The 23,096-nt window shown below is 62.9% G+C and carries 28 protein-coding genes; 13 read left to right on the top strand and 15 right to left on the bottom strand.

Translation table 11 applies throughout. The features are described 5' to 3' along the window. Nucleotides 1-271 (top strand): hypothetical protein (locus tag FCK22_RS03105; protein WP_349237600.1); only part of this gene is annotated, 271 nt, incomplete at its 5' end. Nucleotides 272-456: 185 nt separating this feature from the next. Here the strand turns inward: FCK22_RS03105 and rpmE are convergent. The 12 genes from rpmE to FCK22_RS03050 all read right to left on the bottom strand — a co-directional run bounded on the left by rpmE (nucleotide 457) and on the right by FCK22_RS03050 (nucleotide 7,598). After that, entirely contained in the window at nucleotides 457-678 is a 222-nt protein-coding gene (gene rpmE, locus FCK22_RS03100; RefSeq protein WP_067262252.1) for a 50S ribosomal protein L31, read from the bottom strand. Nucleotides 679-689: 11 nt separating this feature from the next. Further along, nucleotides 690-1,073 (bottom strand): 50S ribosomal protein L19, encoded by a 384-nt coding sequence (rplS, locus tag FCK22_RS03095; RefSeq protein ID WP_067262249.1) that lies wholly within the window; start codon nucleotides 1,071-1,073, stop codon nucleotides 690-692. Between the two features lie 272 nt (nucleotides 1,074-1,345). Further along, on the bottom strand, nucleotides 1,346-1,507 hold the full coding sequence (locus FCK22_RS03090; protein ID WP_082849512.1) for a DUF1328 family protein: 162 nt from the start codon (nucleotides 1,505-1,507) through the stop codon (nucleotides 1,346-1,348). 69 nt (nucleotides 1,508-1,576) lie between these two features. Beyond that, nucleotides 1,577-2,365, bottom strand: coding sequence for a tRNA (guanosine(37)-N1)-methyltransferase TrmD (gene trmD / locus FCK22_RS03085; protein ID WP_067262246.1), 789 nt, complete (start codon nucleotides 2,363-2,365; stop codon nucleotides 1,577-1,579). Then, on the bottom strand, nucleotides 2,362-3,153 hold the full coding sequence (locus FCK22_RS03080) for a hypothetical protein (protein WP_067262255.1): 792 nt from the start codon (nucleotides 3,151-3,153) through the stop codon (nucleotides 2,362-2,364). The genes trmD and FCK22_RS03080 overlap by 4 nt, the downstream gene beginning before the upstream one ends. A 15-nt stretch (nucleotides 3,154-3,168) precedes the next feature. Further along, entirely contained in the window at nucleotides 3,169-3,696 is a 528-nt protein-coding gene (gene rimM / locus FCK22_RS03075; protein ID WP_067262243.1) for a ribosome maturation factor RimM, read from the bottom strand. Further along, nucleotides 3,693-3,842 (bottom strand): hypothetical protein, encoded by a 150-nt coding sequence (locus FCK22_RS18835; protein WP_169306052.1) that lies wholly within the window; start codon nucleotides 3,840-3,842, stop codon nucleotides 3,693-3,695. The genes rimM and FCK22_RS18835 overlap by 4 nt, the downstream gene beginning before the upstream one ends. Beyond that, entirely contained in the window at nucleotides 3,842-4,471 is a 630-nt protein-coding gene (gene bluB, locus FCK22_RS03070) for a 5,6-dimethylbenzimidazole synthase (RefSeq protein WP_067262242.1), read from the bottom strand. The genes FCK22_RS18835 and bluB overlap by 1 nt, the downstream gene beginning before the upstream one ends. Before the next feature lie 16 nt (nucleotides 4,472-4,487). After that, complete coding sequence (gene rpsP / locus FCK22_RS03065) at nucleotides 4,488-4,874, bottom strand: 30S ribosomal protein S16 (protein WP_067262240.1); 387 nt, start codon at nucleotides 4,872-4,874, stop codon at nucleotides 4,488-4,490. A gap of 43 nt (nucleotides 4,875-4,917) precedes the next feature. Then, nucleotides 4,918-5,226 (bottom strand): chorismate mutase, encoded by a 309-nt coding sequence (locus tag FCK22_RS03060; protein WP_067262239.1) that lies wholly within the window; start codon nucleotides 5,224-5,226, stop codon nucleotides 4,918-4,920. Further along, nucleotides 5,223-6,743, bottom strand: a complete 1,521-nt coding sequence (ffh, locus tag FCK22_RS03055) for a signal recognition particle protein (protein ID WP_067262238.1) — start codon at nucleotides 6,741-6,743, stop codon at nucleotides 5,223-5,225. The genes FCK22_RS03060 and ffh overlap by 4 nt, the downstream gene beginning before the upstream one ends. A 270-nt stretch (nucleotides 6,744-7,013) precedes the next feature. Next, nucleotides 7,014-7,598, bottom strand: coding sequence for an NAD(P)H-dependent oxidoreductase (locus FCK22_RS03050; protein ID WP_067262237.1), 585 nt, complete (start codon nucleotides 7,596-7,598; stop codon nucleotides 7,014-7,016). Between the two features lie 126 nt (nucleotides 7,599-7,724). Here FCK22_RS03050 and FCK22_RS03045 point away from each other — a divergent pair, with 126 nt between their 5' ends. After that, nucleotides 7,725-8,612 carry a LysR family transcriptional regulator gene (locus tag FCK22_RS03045; RefSeq protein WP_067262236.1) on the top strand — a complete coding sequence of 296 codons (888 nt, stop codon included), beginning with the start codon at nucleotides 7,725-7,727 and terminating at the stop codon, nucleotides 8,610-8,612. Further along, the gene (locus tag FCK22_RS03040; protein WP_209273769.1) at nucleotides 8,600-9,502 is read left to right on the top strand and encodes a DMT family transporter; all 903 of its coding nucleotides are present in this window, start codon (nucleotides 8,600-8,602) and stop codon (nucleotides 9,500-9,502) included. Before FCK22_RS03045 ends, FCK22_RS03040 begins: the two co-directional genes overlap by 13 nt. A 233-nt stretch (nucleotides 9,503-9,735) precedes the next feature. Here FCK22_RS03040 and FCK22_RS03035 read toward each other — a convergent pair whose 3' ends face one another. Then, nucleotides 9,736-10,092: a metalloregulator ArsR/SmtB family transcription factor gene (locus FCK22_RS03035; RefSeq protein WP_067260654.1), complete on the bottom strand. Its 357-nt coding sequence runs from the start codon at nucleotides 10,090-10,092 to the stop codon at nucleotides 9,736-9,738. A 240-nt stretch (nucleotides 10,093-10,332) separates the two neighbouring features. On the opposite strand from FCK22_RS03035, the gene FCK22_RS03030 reads away from it, so the two are divergent. The 7 genes from FCK22_RS03030 (at nucleotide 10,333) to smc (ending at nucleotide 17,029) form a co-directional block, all read left to right on the top strand. Beyond that, entirely contained in the window at nucleotides 10,333-10,683 is a 351-nt protein-coding gene (locus FCK22_RS03030; RefSeq protein WP_067260640.1) for an AtpZ/AtpI family protein, read from the top strand. Between the two features lies 1 nt (nucleotide 10,684). Beyond that, nucleotides 10,685-11,446, top strand: coding sequence for a F0F1 ATP synthase subunit A (locus tag FCK22_RS03025; protein ID WP_067260637.1), 762 nt, complete (start codon nucleotides 10,685-10,687; stop codon nucleotides 11,444-11,446). 64 nt (nucleotides 11,447-11,510) lie between these two features. Continuing rightward, nucleotides 11,511-11,735, top strand: a complete 225-nt coding sequence (locus FCK22_RS03020) for a F0F1 ATP synthase subunit C (RefSeq protein ID WP_007118046.1) — start codon at nucleotides 11,511-11,513, stop codon at nucleotides 11,733-11,735. Between the two features lie 90 nt (nucleotides 11,736-11,825). Then, nucleotides 11,826-12,383 carry a F0F1 ATP synthase subunit B' gene (locus FCK22_RS03015; RefSeq protein WP_136720208.1) on the top strand — a complete coding sequence of 186 codons (558 nt, stop codon included), beginning with the start codon at nucleotides 11,826-11,828 and terminating at the stop codon, nucleotides 12,381-12,383. Between the two features lie 15 nt (nucleotides 12,384-12,398). Beyond that, complete coding sequence (locus FCK22_RS03010; RefSeq protein WP_067260649.1) at nucleotides 12,399-12,959, top strand: F0F1 ATP synthase subunit B; 561 nt, start codon at nucleotides 12,399-12,401, stop codon at nucleotides 12,957-12,959. Nucleotides 12,960-13,054: 95 nt separating this feature from the next. Continuing rightward, the gene (locus FCK22_RS03005) at nucleotides 13,055-13,345 is read left to right on the top strand and encodes a hypothetical protein (protein WP_067260634.1); all 291 of its coding nucleotides are present in this window, start codon (nucleotides 13,055-13,057) and stop codon (nucleotides 13,343-13,345) included. Nucleotides 13,346-13,573: 228 nt separating this feature from the next. Then, nucleotides 13,574-17,029, top strand: coding sequence for a chromosome segregation protein SMC (smc, locus tag FCK22_RS03000; RefSeq protein WP_067260631.1), 3,456 nt, complete (start codon nucleotides 13,574-13,576; stop codon nucleotides 17,027-17,029). Between the two features lie 136 nt (nucleotides 17,030-17,165). On the opposite strand, the gene FCK22_RS02995 is transcribed toward smc, so the two are convergent. Then, complete coding sequence (locus FCK22_RS02995; RefSeq protein ID WP_067260629.1) at nucleotides 17,166-17,522, bottom strand: helix-turn-helix transcriptional regulator; 357 nt, start codon at nucleotides 17,520-17,522, stop codon at nucleotides 17,166-17,168. Nucleotides 17,523-17,686: 164 nt separating this feature from the next. On the opposite strand from FCK22_RS02995, the gene FCK22_RS02990 reads away from it, so the two are divergent. After that, nucleotides 17,687-18,595, top strand: a complete 909-nt coding sequence (locus FCK22_RS02990; RefSeq protein WP_231886252.1) for a LysR family transcriptional regulator — start codon at nucleotides 17,687-17,689, stop codon at nucleotides 18,593-18,595. A gap of 75 nt (nucleotides 18,596-18,670) precedes the next feature. Here the strand turns inward: FCK22_RS02990 and FCK22_RS02985 are convergent, their stop codons facing one another. Further along, on the bottom strand, nucleotides 18,671-20,269 hold the full coding sequence (locus tag FCK22_RS02985) for a phosphoenolpyruvate carboxykinase (protein WP_067260623.1): 1,599 nt from the start codon (nucleotides 20,267-20,269) through the stop codon (nucleotides 18,671-18,673). Between the two features lie 379 nt (nucleotides 20,270-20,648). On the opposite strand from FCK22_RS02985, the gene FCK22_RS02980 reads away from it, so the two are divergent. After that, nucleotides 20,649-21,350: a response regulator transcription factor gene (locus FCK22_RS02980; RefSeq protein ID WP_067260621.1), complete on the top strand. Its 702-nt coding sequence runs from the start codon at nucleotides 20,649-20,651 to the stop codon at nucleotides 21,348-21,350. Nucleotides 21,351-21,392: 42 nt separating this feature from the next. Then, a complete protein-coding gene (locus tag FCK22_RS02975) occupies nucleotides 21,393-23,081 on the top strand; it encodes a sensor histidine kinase (protein ID WP_067260611.1) in 1,689 nt (562 codons plus the stop codon). The last annotated feature ends 15 nt before the right edge of the window (nucleotides 23,082-23,096 follow it).

The raw sequence follows: 23,096 nt of genomic DNA, 5'->3' as shown, positions 1-23,096 counted from the left end.
CACCACGCTGCTGCCCATGCTGCACCACCTGCAAACCCGCTCCGCCACCTTCGTCTATATCGGCGTGGTGCTGCTGCTCTTCTTCTCGCGGATTTTCGGCACCGGCGCCCTGTGGGAGGCCGTCATGGGCGCCGCCTATGACCCGCAAATCAAAACCACCGTCCAAGAGGGCACAGAACTGCTCGCCTATCTGCTGATCGCCTATGGCGCGGTGCTGTCACACCTGCACGGCTACGGCGCCCAAGCCGCCCTACAAGAACGCCGCCTCTAACCCGGCCTCCCCCATGCGCGCCGGCCCCCACCGGCACGCATACCCCTTAACTTCATCCTTTCAAAAATACCTCCACACCGCTTGCCGCACACACCCGGCCCCGGCCCCATCCACTGCCCCAGCCCCCAAACGCAAAAGGCGCGACCCCGAGGGGCCGCGCCTTTGTTTCGCACTGTCGGTAAGGCTTAGAAGCCCAGACCTGCGTATTTGTTCTTGAACTTCGACACGCGGCCGCCGGTGTCCATGATGCGGCCAGTGCCGCCGGTCCAGGCAGGGTGCACGGAGGGGTCGATGTCGAGCGACAGCTGGTCGCCTTCTTTGCCCCATGTCGATTTCATTTCCACAACGGTGCCGTCGGTCATTTTGACGTTGATGATGTGGTATTCGGGATGTGTATCGGTTTTCATCGACCAGTCCTTTATGCGTTCGCGCCGGAAAGCGGCTTGTAGTGGACGTTTTCGGCGATCCGTGCGGATTTGCCGCGGCGGCTGCGCAGGTAGTACAGCTTGGCACGACGCACGCGACCACGGCGCACGACGGTGATGCTGTCGATGTTGGTCGAATGCAGCGGGAACACACGCTCCACGCCTTCGCCAAAGGAAATCTTGCGCACGGTGAAGGACCCGGCGATGCCGTGACCGTTCTTGCGCGAAATGCAGACGCCTTCGTAGTTCTGCACACGGGTGCGGGTGCCTTCGGTGACTTTAAAGCCAACACGAACGGTATCACCGGCACGGAAGTCGGGGATCTCTTTCCCCAGTTCGGCGACTTGTTCCGCCTCGATCTCTGCGATCAGGTTCATCTGACCATTCTCCTATGATGTTCGCGGTATTCCACGAAATTATGTCGCGACCCAGAGCTTCGGGTTCTATCGGGCAGCGCTGCAATCGTTTCCGATCAAGGCCCCCCGCCGGAGGTATCGTCGTCATTACTTAGTTTTCTGCGTAAAACGCAAAGCACCGGAGCCGCCAAAGCGATTCCGGATGCGCGGGGTATAGGGGCCAAAAGCGATAGGATCAAGGGGGCTGTGGCCACCTTGATCCTCAGTGTTTCAGACCTCTGCGCGCTGGCGCGTCAGGCCAGCGCGATCACGCCCAAGACAACGAGCAGGAACAGCACCAGCACGATGCCGATCAGCACTTTCGCCCCGGTCATCGCGGCACCCGATACGCGGCCAAAGCCCAAGAGTGCTGCAACGGCGGCGACGATCAACAGAATAAGAATAAGTTCAAGCATTTGGATTCTCCCTCCGATATGGGAGATCAACGCGCCGCGCAGGGGCGGGTTCCGTATCGGGGCGCGGGCTCAGTCCTTGCTCTCGAACGCGGCCCACATGTCAGGGCGGCGCTTGCGGGTCAGCTCTTCGGCCTGCGCCTGCCGCCATTTCGCGATCTCGCCATGGTTGCCCGACATTAAAACGGGCGGAATCTCGCGCCCTTCCCATTCGGCGGGGCGGGTATATTGCGGATGTTCCAGCAAGCCCGAGGCGTGGCTTTCCTCTTCGATGCTCTCGGCATTGCCCAGCACGCCGGGCAAGAGGCGCACAGTGGCGTCGATCATCGCTTGGGCGGCCAACTCGCCCCCCGTCATGACGAAATCGCCCAAGCTGACCTCGGTGATGCCGAAATGCTCGATCACCCGCTCGTCGACCCCCTCGAACCGCCCGCAGAGCATTGTCACCCCCGCGCAGCTTGCCAGATCGCGCGCCATGGCCTGATCGAACCGCCGCCCGCGCGGCGACATGTAGAGGATCGGCCAGCGCCCATGTGCGTGGCTTTGCGCGCGCGCCAGCGCCGGGCCGACCACATCGGCGCGCATGACCATGCCCGCCCCGCCGCCTGCGGGGGTGTCATCGACATTGCGGTGCTTGCCGATGCCAAAGTCGCGCAGGTCATGGGTGTGCAATTGCCAACGCCCTTCATGCAGCGCCTTTCCGGTCAGGCTGGCGCCCAGCACACCGGGGAAGAGATCGGGAAACAGCGTGACGATCCGGGCCTGCCAGACATCGGCGTAATCGGGCGCGTCTTGCATCAGGGCGCGAGGTTTGAGGCTGGGCCGTGCGCTTTGACGTCCGTGAGAGCGGGTGGGTTTCATGCGGTTCCTGCCTGTTGCAATAGGGCGGTCTTGGCGCGGCGGCGCGCCTCGGGGTCATCGGCGTGTTGGCGGTTGGCGTCAAGCAGAGCCTGCAAAAGTTCCGCAGGCAAGCGCTGGTTCTCGGGCGGGGGCACGGTTATCTGCGCCAAGACCTCAGGCGGCAATGCGCAGAGGTCCAAAAGCGGCGTCGCGGGGCCGAGCGGCAGGTCGCGGCAGGCCTCCAGCCGCGCGTGATGCACCGGGCAGGGCAGGCGGCGGGCAATCGTTTCGGCCACCGCATCCAAATCTGCCGCTGGGGCGTAGCGGGCAGTGAAAGTGGCAAGGTCGAGCGTCATGGAGGAGGCTTTGACATGCTCCCAATAGGCCGAAGCGATCCAATCCGCCGGATCGCGGGTCGAGAGGTAGACCATGATCTCCGCCCGGGGGAAACGGCGGCGCAGGCTGCGGGTAAAGGTCTCCAGCAGGTCGGGCGCAGCGCTGTAGTCGGCCAGATCGCCTCGTCCGGGCATGTGACCGGCCAGTTCCTCGGCCGAGAGGACCAGCGTGCGGCGCGGCATCCGGGGCAGGGCATCGAGAAGGGCGTCGAAGCGGTATTCGGCCTTGAGCAGCGTGAGCGGGTCGCGCCATGTGGAATAGCCGCGCGCGGCATGCAGCAGGTCTTTCATCTGCCAGCGCAGGCGCAGGGCAACATGGGGTTTCAGCAGGGCGCGGTTGGCGCGCAGGATGGCTTGAACGGAACTGGTCCCGGTCTTGTGAAAGCCGGGATGCAGGATGATCCGGCGGGGCATCATCCGGCTCCGGTCTCAGCCATCCTTGCCCTCAGGCAGCACGCCCAAAGGCGGGTCGGCGATGATCCGGCCCGAGGCAAGGTCGACCGTCGGCACGGCGGCTTTGGTGAAGGGCAGGAAGGTGGTGGCCGAAGTGCCTGCAAGTTGCAGTTCCAACAGATCGTCCGCCCCGTGGTTCTGCACCGTTTTCACGCGCCCCAGCAGCACGCCGCCGGTGTCATAGACCTCAAGCCCGATGAGATCGGCGTGGTAGAATTCGTCATCCGGCAGGCCCGGCAATTGATCCCGCGCGGCAAAGAGCGAGACACCGCGCAGCTCGTCGGCCTCTTCCTTAGTGGTGATTTCGGCGATGCGCGCGGCAAAGCCGTTTTTGACCGGGTGCAGCAGGGCGAGGGTGAACTGGCGGCTGCCGTCCTCGGTGCTCAGCGGGCGGTAGTTTTCGATGTCTTCGGGCGCGGCGCAGTAGCTTTTCACGCGCACTTCGCCGCGCACGCCATAGGCGCCCGCGATGGCGCCGACGCAGATCAGGTCTTGGTCACTCATTGCAACAACTCCGAATTCACGCAGATCGTCCCGGTCCATTCACCGGCCCCGGCTTTGCATTCATCCTGCATTAACTGCCGATCATAGCGGATGCCAAGGACAAAGCCGAGCACGAGCACGGACAGAAGGAACAGTAGCTTTCTCATTAGCGGGTCTCGACCTTGAGGCGGGGGGCGCGGGTCTCCCAACCCTTGGTTTCCAGTTCCGGCGTCAGGCTGTTTTCCTCGGGCCAGCCCATGCAGAGATAGGCCACCAGTGACCAGTCCTCTGGCACCGCAAGGTCACGGTTCAGCCGCGCGGGGTCGAGCACCGAGACCCAGCCCAGCCCGAGACCATGGGCGCGGGCGGTGAGCCATAGGTGGGTGATCGCCCCCACCACCGAATAGCGCCGCATTTCAGGCATGGTGCCCGCGCCGAGGCCGCTGCCCTTTTCGGTGCTCTCATCACAGTAGATCGCCAATTGCTCGGGCGCATCGCTCATCCCCGAGAGTTTGAGCCCGGCATAGAGCGCGGCCTTCTCACCCTCGTATCCGGCGAGGGCGCGGGCATTGGCGGATTGGAAATTCTCAAGCGCGGCTTGGCGCGCGGTGTCGGAGGCAACGCGGATGATCCGCCAGGGTTCCGACAGGCCCACAGAGGGGGCGAGGTTGAAACTGTCGAGGCAGCTTTGCACCAGCGCCTCGTCCAGCGGGTCTGTGCGAAAGCGGCGCACGTCGCGCCGCCATCGCATCAGGTCGTGCAGCCCGGCACGGAAGTCATCAGAGAATGTATCCATGCCGGGCGCTCGAAGCTTATTCTGCGGAAGCTTCTTCGGCAGGGGCGTTGGCAGCTTCGGCAGCGGCAGCGGCCTTGTCGGCTTTCTCCTGCGCGCGCTCTTGGGCTTTCTTGCCCGGTGCGCCCTTCTTGGGGTTGTTACGCTCGGTCTTTTCGCGGATGCCAGCGGCTTCCAGCATGCGAACGACGCGCTCGGTCGGCTGGGCGCCTTTGGCGATCCATTCCTGAACCTTTTCAACGTCCATCTTCACGCGGTCTTCGCTGTCTTTCGGCAGCAGCGGGTTGTAGGTGCCCAGCTTCTCGATGAAGCGGCCATCGCGCGGCATGCGGCTGTCGGCGGCCACGATGCGGTAGAAGGGGCGCTTTTTGGAACCGCCGCGGGCGAGACGAATTTTCATTGCCATGGTGTTTAATCCTTTAGGTTGGTTGGGGGGACGGGAGGCCGCCCTATTCTTGGTGGGTTTTGTGGTGCCGAATGACTTCGGCGATGATGAAGTTCAAGAACTTCTTGGCAAAGACGGGGTCGAGGTCCGCCGCTTCCGCCAAATCTTCGAGCCGCTCGATCTGGGCTGCCTCGCGGGCCGGATCGGAGGGGGGAAGGTCGTGCGTGGCCTTGAGTTTCCCCACGGCCTGCGTGTGTTTGAACCGCTCGCCCAGCGTATAGACGAGGATCGCGTCGAGCCTGTCGATCGAGGCGCGGTGCTCTTTCAGCAGCTCGGCGGCGCGGGCGGCGGTATCTGTGAGGGGCTCGGTCATTTCTTCTTCCCGAAACCGCTGAGGCCCCCGGGCAGGCCCATGCCGCCGCCGAGGCCACCGCCCATGCCGCCCAGACCGCCGGGCAGCTTGCCGCCCATTTGTTTGGCCGCCGCTTCCAGCGCCTTGGGGTCCATCTGGGAGGGGTCCATGCCGCCGGGCATGCCGCCCTTGCCCATCATGCCCTTCATGGCCTGCTTGAGCATGCCGCCTTTGCCCATCTTGCCCATCTTCTTCATCATGTCGGACATCTGGCGGTGCATCTTCATCAGCTTGTTGAGGTCGGAGACCTCCATGCCGGCACCCTTGGCGATACGCTTCTTGCGGCTGGCCTGCAGCAGGGCAGGGTTGGCGCGCTCTTTCTTGGTCATGGACTGGATGAGGGCGATCTGCTGCTTGAGGATCTTGTCATCGAAACCGGCGTCTTCGACCTGTTTCGCCATTTTCCCCATGCCGGGCATCATGCCCATCATGCCCTGCATGCCGCCCATCTTGATCATCTGTTCAAGCTGCATCTTCAGGTCGTTCATGTTGAACTGACCCTTGGCCATGCGCTTCATCATCTTCTCGGCCTGTTCGGCCTCGATGGTTTCCTGCGCCTTCTCGACCAGCGCCACGATGTCGCCCATGCCGAGGATACGGCCCGCGATACGCTCGGGCTCGAAGGTCTCAAGCGCGTCCATCTTTTCGCCCAGACCGACGAACTTGATCGGCTTGCCGGTCACGGCGCGCATCGAGAGCGCAGCACCGCCACGGCCATCGCCGTCCATCCGGGTCAGGACAACGCCGGAGATGCCGATACGCGCGTCAAAATTCTCAGCCGTATGCACGGCGTCTTGGCCGGTCAGGCCGTCGACAACCAGCAATGTTTCACGTGGATTGGCCACGTCGCGCACGGCTTCGACTTGGCTCATCAACTCTTCGTCGATGGACAGGCGGCCCGCGGTGTCCAGCATATAGACGTCATAGCCGCCCAAACCCGCCTGCGTTTTGGCGCGTTTGGCGATCTGTACCGGGCTTTCGCCCTTGACGATCGGCAGCGTGTCGACGCCGATCTGCGTGCCGAGGATTGCCAACTGCTCCATCGCGGCGGGGCGGTTCACGTCGAGCGAGGCCATCAACACGCGCTTGCCATCGCGGTCTTTCATGCGCTTGGCGAGTTTCGCGGTGGTGGTGGTCTTACCGCCGCCCTGTAGGCCGACCATCAGGATCGGTGCGGGCGGGCTGTCGATCTTCAGCGAACCGGGTTCGCCTTCGCCTTTCAGCACGTCGATCAGCGCGTCATGGACAATCTTGACGACCTGCTGGCCCGGTGTCACCGATTTGGTCACCGCTTGGCCCGTGGCCTTTTCCTGCACCGTCTTGACGAATTCACGCGCCACGGGCAACGAAACGTCCGCTTCCAACAGGGCGACGCGCACTTCGCGCAGGGCGGTCTTGACGTCCTCGTCGCTGAGCGCGCCTTGTTTGGTCAGGCGGTCAAAGACACCAGAGAGCCGTTCGCTTAGATTTTCAAACATGGGCACAGGGCCTTTCGGGTCGGTTGCACTTGCCCCTATTTAAGGACGCGCGCGAAAATGCACAAACGCCCCAGTGGGCGCAACGCGCTGACTGGGGGCGATCCCGACGACAGGCCGGGACCGGAAGGCAATGCTTCCGGAGATCGGTTGGCGTTTACGCGCTGCGGGGGTGCGAGTCAAGCCGCGTGGGGTGGCTGGCGAAAGGCCGCCATACAAAAGCCGCGCCCCCGGTGTGGGGACGCGGCTGATTTGGAGGAGAGGGCGGGGCGCTTAGGCCGCGTCGCGCAGCGCGTCGATCTGCGCATGGGCGCGGGCGATGGTGCCTTCGGCATCCACGGCCAGTTGGTCCGCCGCGACAAAGGTCACATCGGTGATGCCCAGAAAGCCCAACACAAAGCGGAGGTAGCCGCTGGCGAAATCGGCGGCGGAATCGATGCCCGTCCCGCCCGAGGCGAAGGCCACGATGACGCGTTTGTCCTCCAGCAGCCCTTGGGGGCCGTCTTCGGTGTAGCGGAAGGTCACCCCGACGCGGGCGATCAGGTCAATCCACGCTTTCAGCGAGGCGGGAATGGTGAAGTTGTAGATGGGCGCGCTGATCACGATCGTATCGGCGGCCTGCACTTCGGCAACCAGCGCGTCGGAGAGGGCGAGGGCTTCTTGATCCAGCTCGGTGCGCTCTTCGGCGGGTTTCACCCGGGCGCTGGCCCATGTCGAATCGATCAGCGGCAGGGGTTCGCTGGCGATGTCACGGGTGACGACGTCGCTGTCGCCCAGGGTTGCGATGATCCGGTCCGTCAGTTGGCGGGTGACGGAGTTTTCGCGGTTCACCGAGGTTTCGATGCGCAATGTGGCCATGGTGTTGATCCTTGTTCCAAGGGTAAATCTGATGGCATGGAATTAGCCATTGTGCTCGCGAACGCAACTGCCAGAATGAGCGTGACCATGTTCGTAAATGCACAAGTCGGGAAGGCGAGGTGAACAATGGACAATTGGGATGAGATCAGAACCGCCTATCAGGTCGCCCAGCTTGGCACCGTCAGCGGCGCGGCAGAGGTGCTGGGCGTGCATCATGCCACCGTGATCCGCCATATCGACGCGCTGGAGGGGCGGCTTGGCGTGAAGCTGTTTCAGCGCCATGCACGCGGCTACACGGCGACTGAGGCGGGGGAGGACCTGCTGCGGGTGGCGCGGGCGACGGACGATCAATTCAGCCAATTGGCCGGGCGGATCAAGGGGCGCGGCAGCGATGTTTCGGGGGAGTTGGTGATCACCTCGCTTGATTTCCTCGCCCCGCAGCTTGCGCCTTTGCTGACCGAGTTCCAGCGCCAGAACCCCGAACTGGTGGTGCGCTATCTGATCGGAGACCGCTTGTTCCGGCTGGAATATGGGGAGGCGCATGTCGCCATCCGTGCCGGGGCCGCGCCGGATCAGCCCGACAATGTGGTGCAGCCCTATGCGCAGCTGGCGGTGGGGGCCTATGCCAGCCGGGACTATGTGGCGCAGTACGGCATCCCGCAGGGGCCGGAGGATTACCACAAGCACCGTTTCATCGCCGCCGACAACCGAGACAGCCGCGCGCCCTATCACAAGTGGCTTTGGGCCACGGTGCCGGAGGAAAGCGTGACATGGCGCAGCACCAGCGGTGCGGCGCTGGAGGCGGCGCTGCGGGCCGGGGCAGGGATCGGCGGCTTGCCCGCTGCCATGGGGCGCAATGATCCGCAATTGGTTGAGATCCACGCCCCCCGCCCCGATTGGGGCAGTGCGCTGTGGCTGGTCACCCATGTCGATCTGCACCGCACCAGCAAGGTGCAGGCGGTGCTGCGGTTCCTCAAGGAACATGCCGAGGATGCGGTCGCATGTCCCGAATAAGCGCCGCGGCGCAGGGGCATCTGGCGATGCTTTGCTTCTCGGCTCTGGTGGCCGGGTCATTCTCGCTCGGGGCGCAGGTGGCGAATGAGATCACGCCGACGGCGCTGAACGCCGTGCGTTTCGCCTTGGCGACGGTTTTGGTCGGGGCTTTGGCATGGGGGCGGGGCGATATCAGTCGGGCGGGCTTTGCAGCACCTTGGCGCTATTTCGTGCTGGCGGGGCTGTTCACGCTTTACTTCGTCTTGATGTTCGAAGGGTTGAAGACCGCGCCCCCGGTGGCTGCGGCGGCGGTCTTTACCCTCGTGCCGGTGATGGCGGCGGGGTTCGCCTGGCTGCTGATGCGGCAGGTCATGACGCCGCGCATGGCGCTGGCGCTGGCCATCGGCGGGGCCGGGGCGCTTTGGGTGATCTTTCGCGGCGACCTCGCGGCGCTTTTGGCCTTCGACATCGGGCGGGGGGAGGCGATTTATTTCGTCGGCTGCATCAGCCACGCGCTCTATACCCCCATGGTAAGGCGGCTGAACCGCGGAGAAAACGCGGTGATGTTCACCTTTGGCACCCTGTTGGCGGGCGCGGTGCTCTTGGGGCTTTACGGCTGGGAAGACCTCCGCGCGACCGATTGGAGCGCCCTGCGTCCCTTGGTCTGGATCACCATCCTCTATGTCGCGGTCTTCGCCACGGCGGCCACCGTGGTTCTGCTGCAATTCGCGGCGCTGCGGCTGCCTTCGGCCAAGGTCATGGCCTATACCTATCTTACGCCCAGCTGGGTGATCCTGTGGGAGTTGGGCTTTGGCAATGCCCTGCCGGGGGCGCTGGTATGGGGTGGGGTGCTGCTGACGATCCTCGCGCTTTCGCTGCTGCTGCGCGCGGATGGCGAAGAAAAGTCATAAAAATTCAAAAAGTTGCGGAATCGGCGGAACCTAAGCGCGACGCCTGGCGTTGGGGCGTGAATTAACAGTGAAGGACACCACCATGCGTAGTATTATTTACCTGATCGGGTTGATCGTCGTGGTTTTGGCTATCTTGCGTTTCGCATTCGGCGTCATCTGACCGTCGATTGATCCTCCCCTTGTCTTATTTACCTCGTGGCAAGGGGGGATCACTCTATCTATATGAGTTTCACCTACTCTGACCCTGAGCGCATCTCGCCTTCGCTGTCCTCAGGCAGTTCGATTTCCAAGAAACGCTCGAAGGCATCAAGGTTCACCGGCTCGAATTGCCCGAACCCCTGCATCCAGACCGACGCATCGCGCAGCGCATCCGGCTCCAGTTTGCACCATTTCACCCGCCCCCGCTTTTCCTGACTGATCAGCCCCGCCGCTGTCAGCACGCCTAAATGCTTCGAGATCGCGGCAAGCGACATCTCGAAGGGTTCGGCGACATCGGTCACGGCCATATCATCCTCCAACAGCATGGCGAGGATGGCGCGACGTGTGGGGTCGGCGAGAGCGGCGAACACCTGATCGAGGTCTTGGGTCATACGTCTGAATAGCGCGGGGCGCGCGTAGGCGAAAGCGGCCATTGCGGCTAACTTAACCGCTGAGTTGAATAACCCTTCGGCGCGATTTCCTTGGGATTTGCCGGGGCCATTTCAAGTGTGGGTCGCCCCCGCTACCCGTAAGACTTTGTAAACGAATGGAAATCCGCGGCAGCCAAGGTTGTTGACTCTAACCCGCCCTGACAGTAGCACCGCAGCAGATATTCCTAAGGGGATTTTGGTGTGACCAGCCCGGACCAACGGCAGCAGATGGAGCAGCTTGAGGCCAGACTGGCAGCTGCGAAAGAACGCGGCGCACCCAAGCCCCGGGCGGATGAACATTATTCGCAGGCCAATATGGCATGGCGGATGGTGATCGAACTTGTGGCCGGTCTTGGGATCGGTTTCGGCATCGGATACGGGCTGGATGTGCTCTTTGGCACGCTGCCCATCTTCATGGTGCTCTTTGTAATGCTGGGCCTTGCGGCGGGGGTGAAGACAATGCTCCGCACCGCAGAGGAAATCCAGGGTAAACAACAGGCCGAACCGGCCGAACAGGATACGCCCCATTCGGGCAAGGACGAGGGAGCCTGAGATGGCAACAGAGACACACGGCGCTGAAACAGGCGGTCTGGAATTCCACCCGATGGACCAGTTCATCGTATCGCCGCTCTTTGGCGACGATGCTTCCGTTGCTTGGTACACCATAACCAACGCGACCTTCTGGATGGCGCTGGCGGTTCTGGCCACTTTCGCGATGCTCGTTCTGGGCAGCGCGCGCCGCTCGGTCGTTCCGGGCCGCATGCAATCGGTCGCTGAGCTGGCTTACGGCTTCATCCACAAGATGGTCGAAGACATCTGCGGCAAAGAGGGGCTAAAGTTCTTCCCCTATATCATGACCCTGTTCATGTTCATCGTCATGGCCAACTTCCTCGGCCTGATCCCGACAGCCTTCACCCCCACCGCGCATTTCTCGGTGACCGTGGTGCTGGCGCTGGCGGTGTTCATCACGGTGACCGTGGTGGGCTTCGTCAAGAACGGCGCGGCGTTCCTGAGCCTCTTCTGGGTGTCCTCGGCGCCTCTGGCCCTGCGCCCCGTGCTGGCGATCATCGAGCTGATCAGCTACTTCGTGCGCCCGGTCAGCCACTCCATTCGTCTGGCGGGTAACGTCATGGCGGGCCACGCGGTGATCAAGGTTTTCGCCGGTTTCGCCGCCATCGCTGTCATCTCGCCCGTTTCGGTCGTCGCGATCACCGCGATGTACGGTCTCGAAGTGCTGGTGGCCTTTATTCAGGCCTATGTCTTCACCATCCTGACATGCGTGTACCTCAAGGACGCGCTGCACCCCGCACACTAACAACCCCGACAACGGCGGGGTTTCCCGTCAAAGTTTTAACTTCCAATCGTAAGGAGATACCCCAATGGAAGGTCAACTCGCACATATCGGCGCAGGCATCGCAGGTCTCGGCACAGGCATCGCAGCTCTGGGTGTCGGCAACGTTGCCGCCAACTTCCTGTCCGGCGCACTGCGCAACCCCTCGGCAGCCGCAAGCCAGACAGCGACCCTGTTCATCGGCATCGCTTTCGCAGAAGCTCTGGGGATCTTCTCGTTCCTCGTCGCTCTGCTGCTGATGTTCGCTGTCTAAGCTCTCGGAACTGTAATCCTTACGAGCGGGCAGGCGCGCAACGCCGTGTCTGCCCGGCTGTAACGGCAAAGTTTCCAAGGAGAAGCCACGATGGCAACTGTAACAACCAGCGACGGGCTGGCCGACGCGACCGGCATTGCGACCCATGCTGCCGAAACGCCGGGCATGCCGCAGCTGAACTTCGATCACTGGGGCAACCAGATTTTCTGGCTGATCCTCGCGCTGATCGCCACCTACCTGATCCTGTCGCGCGTGGCTCTGCCTCGTATCGGTGCGGTTTTGGCTGAACGCCAAGGGACCATCACCAATGACATCGCGGCTGCCGAAGACCTTAAGGTCAAGGCGCAGGAAGCCGAAGCCGCCTATGACAAGGCCCTGATCGACGCCCGTGCCGAGGCACAGCAGATCGTGGCTCAGGCAAAAGCGGACATGCAGGCTGATCTGGATGCCGAAATGGCCAAGGCCGATGCCGAGATTGCCGCGCAAGTGGCGGAATCGGAAAAAGCCATCGCCGAAATTCGCGCGGGCGCCATGGACAACGTACAAGCCGTTGCCAAGGACACCGCCGAGGCCCTCGTCGCCGCTCTGGGTGGCACGGCCGATACCGCGACTGTCAGCGCTGCCGTCGACGCGCGGATGAAAGGATAAGCCATGACCAAATCCATGCGCCTGACACTTTCGACCCTACTCGCCGGTCTCGTCGCTTCGCCGGCGCTTGCCGCCACGGGGCCTTTCTTTTCGCTGCGCAACACCGATTTCATCGTGTTGCTGGCCTTCCTGCTGTTCCTTGGGATCCTGATTTACTTCAAGGTGCCAACGCTTTTGATCGGCATGCTCGACAAACGCGCCGACGGCATCAAGACCGAGCTGGAAGAAGCCCGCGCCCTGCGTGAAGAAGCGCAAACCCTGCTGGCCTCTTATGAGCGCAAGCAGAAAGAGGTGCAGGACCAAGCGGACCGGATCGTGTCTTCCGCCAAGGAAGATGCACGTCTCGCCGCCGAACAGGCGCGGGCGGATATGGCCAAGTCGCTTGAGCGTCGCATGGCCGCCGCGAAAGACCAGATCAGCTCGGCCGAGGCCGCCGCTGTGAAGGAAGTCCGCGACCAAGCCGTGACCATCGCCGTGGCCGCCGCGCGCGACGTGATCGCCAAGCAGATGACCGCCGCACAGGGCAACAAGCTGATCGACGATGGCATCGCCCAAGTCGAAGCCAAGCTGCACTAGGCCAGCGCCTTATAGATTTTTGAAAGCCCCGGCCCCGCTGGGGCTTTTTCTTTTGCGTTAGGCTTTTGTTAACTCTGCCGGGGCAGGGTTGAACCATGCGGTTGCTCGTTATCATTGCAATGTTGATTGGCCTCGCGGCCTGTACGGCGCCCAGTCGGGAGTTCCGGGGGCTGCCGGCGCAGCGGATCACCGTGGAGGGGTCGGTGTTCGAAGTCCGCGTACGGGGCGAGCGGGCAGAGGCGGTGCGTGTAAACACCCAATACGCGCCGCGCTTTGGTCCCATCCGCGCGCGGGCCGGGCACGCGATGGCGCAGGCTAGTGGCTGTGAGGTGAAAGAGGTTCTAGGCGATCAGGCGCTGGCGCTTGGGGTGCTGGACTGTGACTAGCCCGGACTCTGTATTGCGGCATCGTTTGAGGCGAGGGGCGCGAAATGGGCGAAGCGTGCCATCGACCCGCTCCAACTAAGTGCCCCGTAGGGCAAACGCGCCGATTAAGACAATATCTTGTGGATAACCGCCGACCGCCCCCTCTCCCTTGGGGCTTTTGATTGACTCGGACCCATGCCAAACGGCAAGTTCGCCGCTCAGGCGAGAATCAATCACGGCAGGGCTAACTTGCGCTTTTCCAAACTCAGATTAACCGGCTTCAAAAGCTTTGTGGACCCGACCGACCTTGTCATTTCCGACGGGTTGACCGGGGTCGTGGGGCCGAACGGCTGTGGCAAATCCAACCTGCTCGAAGCGCTGCGATGGGTCATGGGCGAAAACCGCCCGACCGCCATGCGCGGCGGCGGCATGGAAGATGTGATCTTCGCCGGTGCCTCCTCCCGGCCCGCACGCAACTTCGCCGAAGTGGCGCTGCACCTCGACAACAGTGACCGGTTGGCGCCTGCGGGATTTAATGAGCAAGACGCGCTTGAAATCGTCCGCCGGATCACCCGCGACGTGGGCAGCGCCTATAAGGTAAACGGCAAGGATGTACGCGCCCGCGACGTGCAGATGCTTTTCGCCGATGCCTCGACCGGGGCGCATAGCCCCGCCTTGGTCCGGCAGGGGCAGATTGCCGAGTTGATCAACGCCAAGCCAAAAAGCCGTCGTCGCATTTTGGAAGAGGCCGCTGGCATCTCGGGCCTGTATCAGCGCCGTCATGAGGCCGAGTTGAAACTTAACGGGGCGGAGCAAAACCTCGCCCGCGTAGACGATGTGGTCGAACAACTGGCCGCGCAATTGGCCACGCTGGCCCGGCAAGCCCGGCAGGCGGCGCGGTATCGTGAGATTGGCGAAGCACTGCGCCATGCCGAAGGCTTGTTGCTGTATCGCCGCTGGCGCGAAGCCGATGAGGCGCGTGCGAAAGCCGAGGGGGAATTGCGTGCTCGCGTCGCCGCCACGGCAGAGGCCGAAGCGCAAGTGCGCCGCGTGGCCGAAGGGCGGGCAGAGGCCGAAGCCGCCTTGCCGCCCCTGCGCGAGGAAGAGGCGATTGCGACTGCGATTCTGCAACGTCTCACCACGCAGCGCGACACCCTGACCGCGGAAGAGGCGCGGGCGGCGTCGCTGATCGAAACCCTGACAGGCCGCATTGCTCAGCTGACCCGTGATATCGAACGCGAAGGCGGGCTGAATCGCGACGCGGAAGAAACGATCGCGCGCCTCGAAGAGGAAGCGGAAGGCCTCGCCAAGGCGGACAAGGGGCACGACAGCGCGCTTGAGGAGGCGGAGCAGGCCGCGCGCGAGGCAGCCGAAGTCTTGCAAACCCGCGAGGCCGACCTTTCGCAGCAGACCGAAGACGTGGCCCGTTTGGCCGCGCGCCACAGTTCGGCGGAACGCTTGCTTCAAGACAGCCGCAAGACGTTAGAGAAGTCGGAGGCCGAGGCCCGCAAGGCCTGCGATGCGGTGGCCCAAAGCCAAGCGACCCTCGACAAGGCCGGGCTAGATTTCGCGGCGGCTGAGAAGGCCGAAGCCGCAGCCGTCACCGCCTCGGCGGCGGCGGATGCCGCCCTTTTGGCTGCCGAAGAGACCCGCGCCGACACGCAATCGCGCGAGGCCGAGGCCCGCGCGGAGCGCTCTGAGGCGGAGGGCGAGGCCAAGGCCCTGCGCGCCGAGGTTGGCGCGCTGGCTAAATTGGTGGAGCGTGACAGCGCCGAAGGCGGGCAGATCCTCGACCGGTTGCAGGTGGAACAGGGTTTTGAGAAAGCGCTCGGCGCGGCCTTGGCCGATGACCTGCGTGCACCTGAGGTAGAGGCCGATCGCCCCTCAGGCTGGGCGCTTTTGCCGAACTACCCGGCGCGCCAGCCACTGCCCGCCGGGGTGACCCCGCTCACGCAGCATGTCACCGTGCCGCGGGTGTTAGAGCGCCGAATGGCCCAAGTCGGGCTCGTTGATGCCGACGCGGGCGGAGAGTTGCAGGCGCAGTTGCAGCCAGGGCAGCGCTTGGTGTCGAAGGAGGGGGACCTCTGGCGGTGGGACGGTTTCCGCGCCATGGCCGAAGATGCGCCCTCGGCAGCCGCGCTGCGCTTGCAGCAGTTGAACCGGTTGGAAGTCCTGAAACAGACGCTGGAACAGGCCAGCACCCGTGCCGATGCCGCGCGGGCGGCGCATGAGACCCTCCAGCAGCAACTGGCCGAACAGGCCGAGGCCGACAAACGGGCCCGCGAGGCGCGGCGCGATGCCGACAGGCAGGTGGCCGAAGCGGGCCGCGCGTTAAGTCGGGCAGAGGCAGATCGCAACCTTGCCCAGAGCCGGTTGGAATCCCTCGGCCTTGCCGTGAAACGCCATGAGGAAGCCGCGATCACCGCGCGGGCCGAGGTGATGGACGCCGAGCGCACGCTGGCGGGCTTGGATGACCTTTCCGCCGCCCGTGCGACGGTCGAGGATGTCCGCATGACGGTCGAGGCGTCGCGGATCACCATGATGTCGCGCCGCTCGGCCCATGACGAATTGCGCCGCGAAGGCGAGGCGCGCAGACGGCGGCTGCAAGAGGTCGCGAAAGAGGTCAGCGGCTGGCGGAAGCGCTTGGAAACGGCGGGCAAGCGCAGCGCTGAATTGGTCGAGCGCAAGACCGCGTCGGAGGCCGAATTGGCCGAGGCAAGCGCTGTCCCGGCGGAGATCGCGGCGAAGCGGGAAGACCTGTCAGGCGCGATCACCTCTGCCGAGGCCCGCCGCGCCCATGCCACGGAAACGCTGGCCGCCGCGGAAGCCGCCTTGAAAGCCGCGACGGACACCGAGCGTGACGCGGAGCGGCAGGCATCGGACGCGCGGGAGGCCCGTGCCCGGGCCGAGGCCCGCAGCGATGCCGCCCGTGAAACGGTGACCCATGCGGCGGAACGCATTCAGGATGAACGACAGAGCACGCCCGAGGCGCTGCGCGATGCGCTCGATGTCGAGACGGATCAGATTCCGCCGGTGGAAACGCTTGAAGAGGACGTGAACCGGTACAAGCGGCAGCGGGATTCCTTGGGCGCGGTGAACCTGCGCGCTGAGGATGATGCGAAAGAGATACGCGAAGAGCACGAAGCCCTGCTGACCGAGAAGGCCGATCTGGAAGAGGCGATCAAGACCCTGCGCAGCGGCATTGCGGGCCTCAACCGCGAGGGGCGGGAACGGCTGCTGACCGCCTTTGATCAGGTGAACGCGAATTTCTCGATGCTGTTCACCCATCTCTTCGGCGGCGGTGAAGCGAACCTTGTAATGGTCGAAAGCGACGATCCCTTGGAAGCCGGGTTGGAGATCATGTGCCAGCCGCCGGGCAAGAAGCTCAGCACCCTCAGCCTGCTGTCGGGTGGGGAGCAGACGTTGACCGCGATGGCGCTGATCTTTGCCGTCTTCCTCGCCAATCCGGCGCCGATCTGTGTGCTGGATGAGGTCGACGCGCCGCTTGATGACGCAAATGTGACCAGGTTCTGTGATCTGCTGGATGAGATGTGCCGTCAGACCGACACGCGCTTTCTGATCATCACGCACCATGCGGTGACCATGGCCCGGATGGACCGGCTCTTTGGCGTCACCATGGCGGAGCAGGGGGTGAGCCAATTGGTCTCTGTTGATTTGAAAAAGGCGGAAACGCTGGTCGCGTGAAGGTGGGAGACGCCGGTGGTTTGTGCCGGCCCTTAAAGCGGGTGCGCATCAGTTTGCCGCGGGCTTTCGTGGCCGTTGGTCAGGTGGTGTGAGCCGTATGGCCCGGGCGGAGTTTCGCGTGAACGACGGGCTGTGATCAGCCTTTGCGCGCGACGGTGACGCCGGCAACATCCTCAATAAACGTTAGAATACGGGCCTTTACCGCATCATCCTTGATGGAGCCGATGGCGTTTACGATGTCGAGCGAGGGGTCGTTGCTGGCCTCGGGCTTGTCGTTATCCAGCCCTTCGAAGAAATAGCCGGGGGTGACGTTGAGTATCCGGGCCAGCTCATGCAAGCGGCTGGCGGCGATCCGGTTGGAGCCGATTTCATACTTTTGGATCTGCTGAAACGACAGTTTGAGTTCGCGTGCCACATCGGTCTGGGATTGCCGTCGCAGGGTGCGTGCCTGCTTGAGCCGACGACCGACGTGAACGTCTACGGGGTGGGACATGGTTCAATACCTCTGGTTGAGTACCATATATTCACTACCCGCAATGTATTGAGGATCAATTGCCTAGATCTGGCCTCTTTGCGTTAACCAATTCACCCTAGCTGTATGGATTATGTTGCGTTACCGGGTGATTCATGTACCATCCCTTGCCTATGAACCAGCATATGTCCGATATTGAGCCGGTCGCACCCGTGCCCCAGACCTTGCAAAAGGACCCCGCCCCGGCCCTTTTGTTCGAGATGATGCGCTCTTTCGTGACGCTGGCGCATACTTTGAACCTCAGCCATGCGGTGGCCGAATTGGCCAGCACCCGGCAGACGGTCCGGCGGCATATCCAGCAGTTGGAAGAGGCGATGGGCGCGCCGCTCTTCACGATTGAGAACCGCCGCTATTCCCTGACCAAAGCAGGCGCCGAGGCCCTGCCCGAAGCGCGCGATATTATCGATCGGGGCAAGCTGTGGCTGGATGGCAAGACGCGCCATGCCGACGGTATGCTGCGCCTTTCCCATGAAGAGCCGAACGGCTGGTGTTTTCACCAACAACAGCAGCCCCTGTCGCTGATCTGGGACGGTGGCTCTGCCATGCTTCAGGCCGTGTTGCAGGCGTGGAGCCTGAGCCGGGGTGAGTTGGAGAGCGAGGCCTTCCGCGCCATGCGCCCCTATGTGCTGGTCTACCGCGACTCGCCCAACGGCTGGATCTGTACCGAGGTCGGCGAGAAATCCTTTTACACGCAATGGTGGGGCTGGACCAATGCGCGCAGCAGCATCGGGCGGCCGATCAAGCTGTTTCCGGGCGGGCCTGAGTTCGAGAATATGTTGAACTACCCCTTTCGGGAGGTCGAGGCGACCTGTGGCGTTCGCCTAGACGAGGTGGTCACCGAAATCCCGCGGGAGGAGGGGGGCGCGCCGGTGCCTCTGGCCTATAAACGTTTGCTGATGGCCGGGCGCTATCCGGACAAGAGCTTTGCTCTGATCGCGGCGGTCGACCGGTCGACCTCGGTCAATATCGTCGGCGTGGATGACAGTTTCCTGCGCGAGATGCCTTTGGATGCGAAGGTGACTTTCGCAGGCTAAAGGTCACGGAGCGTGAGATGCGAAAAGGGCCGCCCAACAGGGGCGGCCCTTTCTGTTTCATCCTTGGCGAAAGGCTTAGCTGATCGCCGCGGCTTTCACATCGTCGTCGATATGGGGCAGGTACTGCTCGAAGTTGTCCGAGAACATCTTGACCAGTTTTGCCGCCTGACGGTCGTAGGCCTCCGGGTCGTCCCAGGTCCGGCGCGGGTCAAGCAGGATGTCGGCGACGCCGTTCACCTCGACAGGGACATCGAAGCCGAAATTCGGGTCTTTGCGGAACTCCGCATCCGCCAGACGCCCTTCGAGGGCGGCACTCAGCAGCGCGCGGGTCGCCTTGATCGGCATCCGCGAGCCGGTGCCGTATGCGCCGCCAGTCCAGCCGGTGTTCACGAGCCAGCAGGTGGCCCCGTGCTGGGCGATCTTTTCGCGCAGCAGGTTGCCGTAAACCTCGGGCCGGCGCGGCATGAAGGGGGCGCCGAAACAGGTGGAGAATGTGGGCTCCGGCTCGGTCACGCCACGCTCGGTCCCCGCCACCTTGGAGGTAAAGCCGGATAGGAAGTGATACATCGCCTGCGCCGGGCTCAGCCGCGCGATCGGGGGCAGCACGCCGAAGGCATCGCAGGTCAGCATGATGATGTTTTTCGGATGGCCGCCGACGGCCTTCTCACTGGCGTTCGAGATGTAGTGCAGCGGGTAGGCGGCACGCATGTTGGCGGTAAGCGAGTCGTCGTCGAAGTCGAGCTCGAAAGTATCGGGATCGAAGACCATATTCTCGATCACCGTGCCGAATTTGGAGGTCGTCGCGTAGATCTCCGGCTCGGCCTCGGGGTTTAGGTTGATGGTCTTGGCATAGCAGCCGCCTTCGAAGTTGAAGGTGCCGTTGTCGGACCAGCCATGCTCGTCATCGCCGATCAGCGTGCGCTCGGGATCGGCGGAGAGGGTGGTCTTGCCGGTGCCCGAGAGGCCAAAGAAAACCGCGGTATCGACCGGGTTGCCGTTGGCGTGGTTGGCCGAGCAGTGCATCGGCATGATGCCTTTTTCCGGCAGCAGGTAGTTCAGCAGGGTGAAAACGGATTTCTTGTTCTCGCCCGCGTATTCGGTGCCGCCGATGAGGATCATCTTGCGGTCGAAGTTCATCGCGATCACGGTCTCGCTGCGGCAGTCATGCTTGGCCGGGTCGGCCTGAAAGCTGGGGCAGTTAATGACGGTGAAATCGGCGGTGAAGTCCTTCAACGCTTCGGCATCGGGGCGGCGCAGCATGGTGCGGATGAAAAGCCCGTGCCATGCCAGTTCGGTCACCATGCGCACGTTGATCGCATGTTTGGGGTCCGCCCCGCCGACGAGGTCTTGGACGAAGTAGTCCTTGCCCTGCATATGTGCGAGCATGTCTTCGTAAAGCGCGTCAAAGCCCTCGGGCGACATCTCGGCGTTGTTTTCCCACCAGATGCTGTCGGCCACACTGTCGGTCTTGACCACATGTTTGTCCTTGGGCGAGCGGCCCGTGAACTTGCTGGTGGTGACGAGGAAGGCCCCGCCTTTGCCAAGGCTGCCTTCGCCCCGTTTCAATGCCGCCTCGACCAGCGCAGGCTCGGTCAGGTTGTAATAGACATCGCCAAGCCCGCTGATCTTTTGATCCTCAAGGCTGAACTGCGGGTTTACCCGTCCAAATGTCATATGATGTCTCCTGTGGTAGCGCGTGAGCAGCGCAGAACGTGTCCGAGCGGGCGCAATTGCCCTGGGCGTCGGGGGCCTTGAGTGCCTCTTAACACGGGCGTTTTCTGGTTGAACAGGCAGCTTTGTCACAGTTAGCGCCATCATCTAAAACTTTGTTCCCGAGCCCATAGATCCCGGCCCGATGCGGCGCGCGGGGCACCGGCTTCCTCTTGGACCGGGCCGGTCAAAGTGCGGCAATTTAGCCATTCCTAACCAAATTATGACGGAATTGGTGCATCTCAGAGGCACGATTCGCACTTAAGGATTGATTCGATCTGTAATATTGGAGATCACTGACTCCAAAAATAAGAACGAATTGAGCAGCATAAGGAAGCAGGCAATGTCAAAGATCGCATTGGTAGACGATGACAGGAACATCCTGACATCCGTTTCGATGACTCTTGAAGCTGAAGGTTTCGAAGTGGAAACCTATAATGATGGCCAAGCGGCGCTGGACGCCTTCAACAAGAAACTGCCCGATATGGCGGTGCTGGACATCAAGATGCCCCGTATGGACGGCATGGATCTGCTCCAACGTCTGCGCCAGAAAACCGCGATGCCGGTGATCTTCCTGACCTCCAAGGACGATGAGATCGACGAGGTGCTGGGCCTGCGCATGGGGGCCGACGATTACGTCAAAAAACCCTTCAGCCAACGCCTGTTGGTCGAACGTATCCGCGCGCTTCTGCGCCGCCAAGACGCGGTTGAGACCAATGAGGTCGGGGATACCGAAGAGACCAAGGTGATGGAACGCGGCGATCTGCGGATGGACCCGCTGCGCCACGCGGTAAGCTGGAAGGGCAAGGATGTGTCGCTGACCGTGACCGAATTCCTGCTGCTGCAAGCCCTCGCGCAGCGCCCCGGTTTCGTGAAATCGCGCGACCAGCTGATGGATGTGGCCTATGATGATCAGGTCTATGTGGATGACCGCACCATCGACAGCCATATCAAGCGCCTGCGCAAAAAGATGCGCAGCGCGGATGATGAATTTTCGGCGATCGAGACGCTTTACGGCATCGGCTATAGATATAACGAAGAGTAAACCCGTCGGTTAACGCGGGTCGAAAGGAAGCTTGTGCGGGACATGGCTGCTGGCAGGGACGGTGATGTTGTATTGGGGGACGATTGGGTCACCCCCGACAGTGCCGCGCCGGATGAAATTCGGGTCAAGCGCGAACGGCGGGGGCTGTTCTCGCTCCGGTCCTCGCCGCTGACGCGCAAGATCATTACCTTCAACTTGATCGCGCTCAGCGTTCTGGTGGCGGGGATCCTCTACCTCAATTCCTCGCGCGACAGTCTGGCGCTGCAACGCGCCGCGGCGCTGGTCTCTGAGACCGAGCTGATCGCCGATGTGATCGAAGCGCAACTGCCCGCAGGCGCGCCGGTGAACCTGACCACCGGCGATGGCGTCGATGTGGCTGCCACGCTCGACGGGCTGGACCTGCGCGGCGGCATCGAAGTCTTTGTCTATGATACGGCGGAAACCTTGGTCGCCCGCACCGCAGGCAGCGTCACCGTGGCCGAGGCCCTCGCCGCCTCCGAGGCGGGTGAGCGGACCTTGCTGAACGACGGGTTGAATTGGCTTTGGGACCGGGTTTCGGCCCCCTTCAGCACCGATGAGGTTACCGCCACCCCGCCGCTCGAAGAGCAATTGCGCGGCATGGTCGGCACCAGCGTGACCAGCGGTACCCGACTGGAAGGCACGCTTGCCATCGAAGGCGGCACGCTTTTCAGCGTGGTGACCCCCATCATGCAGGGCGACACCCCCGTTGGCGTGGTCGCCGTGGCCAGTGCGGCGGGAGAGATCGACCGCCTTGTGCGCAGCGAACGCGAGCGCGTCTTGCAGATTTTCGTCATCGCGACCCTCGTCTCCATCGGCCTCAGCCTCGTTCTGGCCTCGACCATCGCCAATCCGCTGGCCGACCTTTCTGCCGCTGCCGAACTGGGCCGCGACAAGGACGCGCGCAAGATGAACCCCGGCCGCATCCGCATCCCCGATCTGACCGCGCGGCCCGATGAGATTGGCCGCCTGTCAGGCGCGCTGCGCGGCATGGTCTCGGCACTGTACAACCGGATTGACGGCAACGAACAATTCGCCGCCGATGTGGCCCATGAGATCAAGAACCCACTCGCTTCGCTCCGGTCTGCCGTGGGCACGCTGCGCATGGTCAAGCGTGACGACCAGCGCGAGAAACTGCTGGATGTGATCGAACATGACGTGCGCCGCCTCGACCGTTTGGTGAGCGACATTTCCAATGCCTCGCGGCTCGATTCCGAACTGGTCAAGGAAGAGGAAGAGCCCTTCGACCTGCTGCAAATGCTGGGCAATCTGGGCCAGTACCTCGGCGAAGATGCGAAATCCAAAGGCATCGATTTCATCACTGACCTCCCCGCTGCGCCGATCACCGTGCATGGGCTGGAAGCCCGTTTGGCGCAGGTCTTCGTGAACCTGATCACCAACGCAATTTCCTTTTGCGAAGACGGCGACGCGATCCGGGTCTGGGCCCGCAAACGTGCCAATCGCGTGTTGATCGTGGTCGAAGACACCGGCCCCGGCATCCCCGAACAGGCGCTCGGCAAAATCTTCAAACGCTTTTACTCGCAACGCCCGGAAGAGCATTTCGGCAACAACTCCGGCCTCGGCCTCGCGATCTCGAAACAGATCGTCGAAGCCCATGGCGGCGTGATTTGGGCCGAGAACATCCGCCCGACCGAGGCCGACATCACCTCCGAACCGCTCGGCGCGCGTTTTGTCGTGGGGCTGCCCACCTAAATCCCGGGCGCGGGG

Source organism: Sulfitobacter sp. 15WGC (assembly GCF_005068605.1).
GTDB lineage: Bacteria > Pseudomonadota > Alphaproteobacteria > Rhodobacterales > Rhodobacteraceae > Sulfitobacter > Sulfitobacter faviae.
The sequence above is the reverse complement of the archived record's forward strand: the minus strand, read 5'-3'. Positions and strand labels throughout refer to the sequence as shown.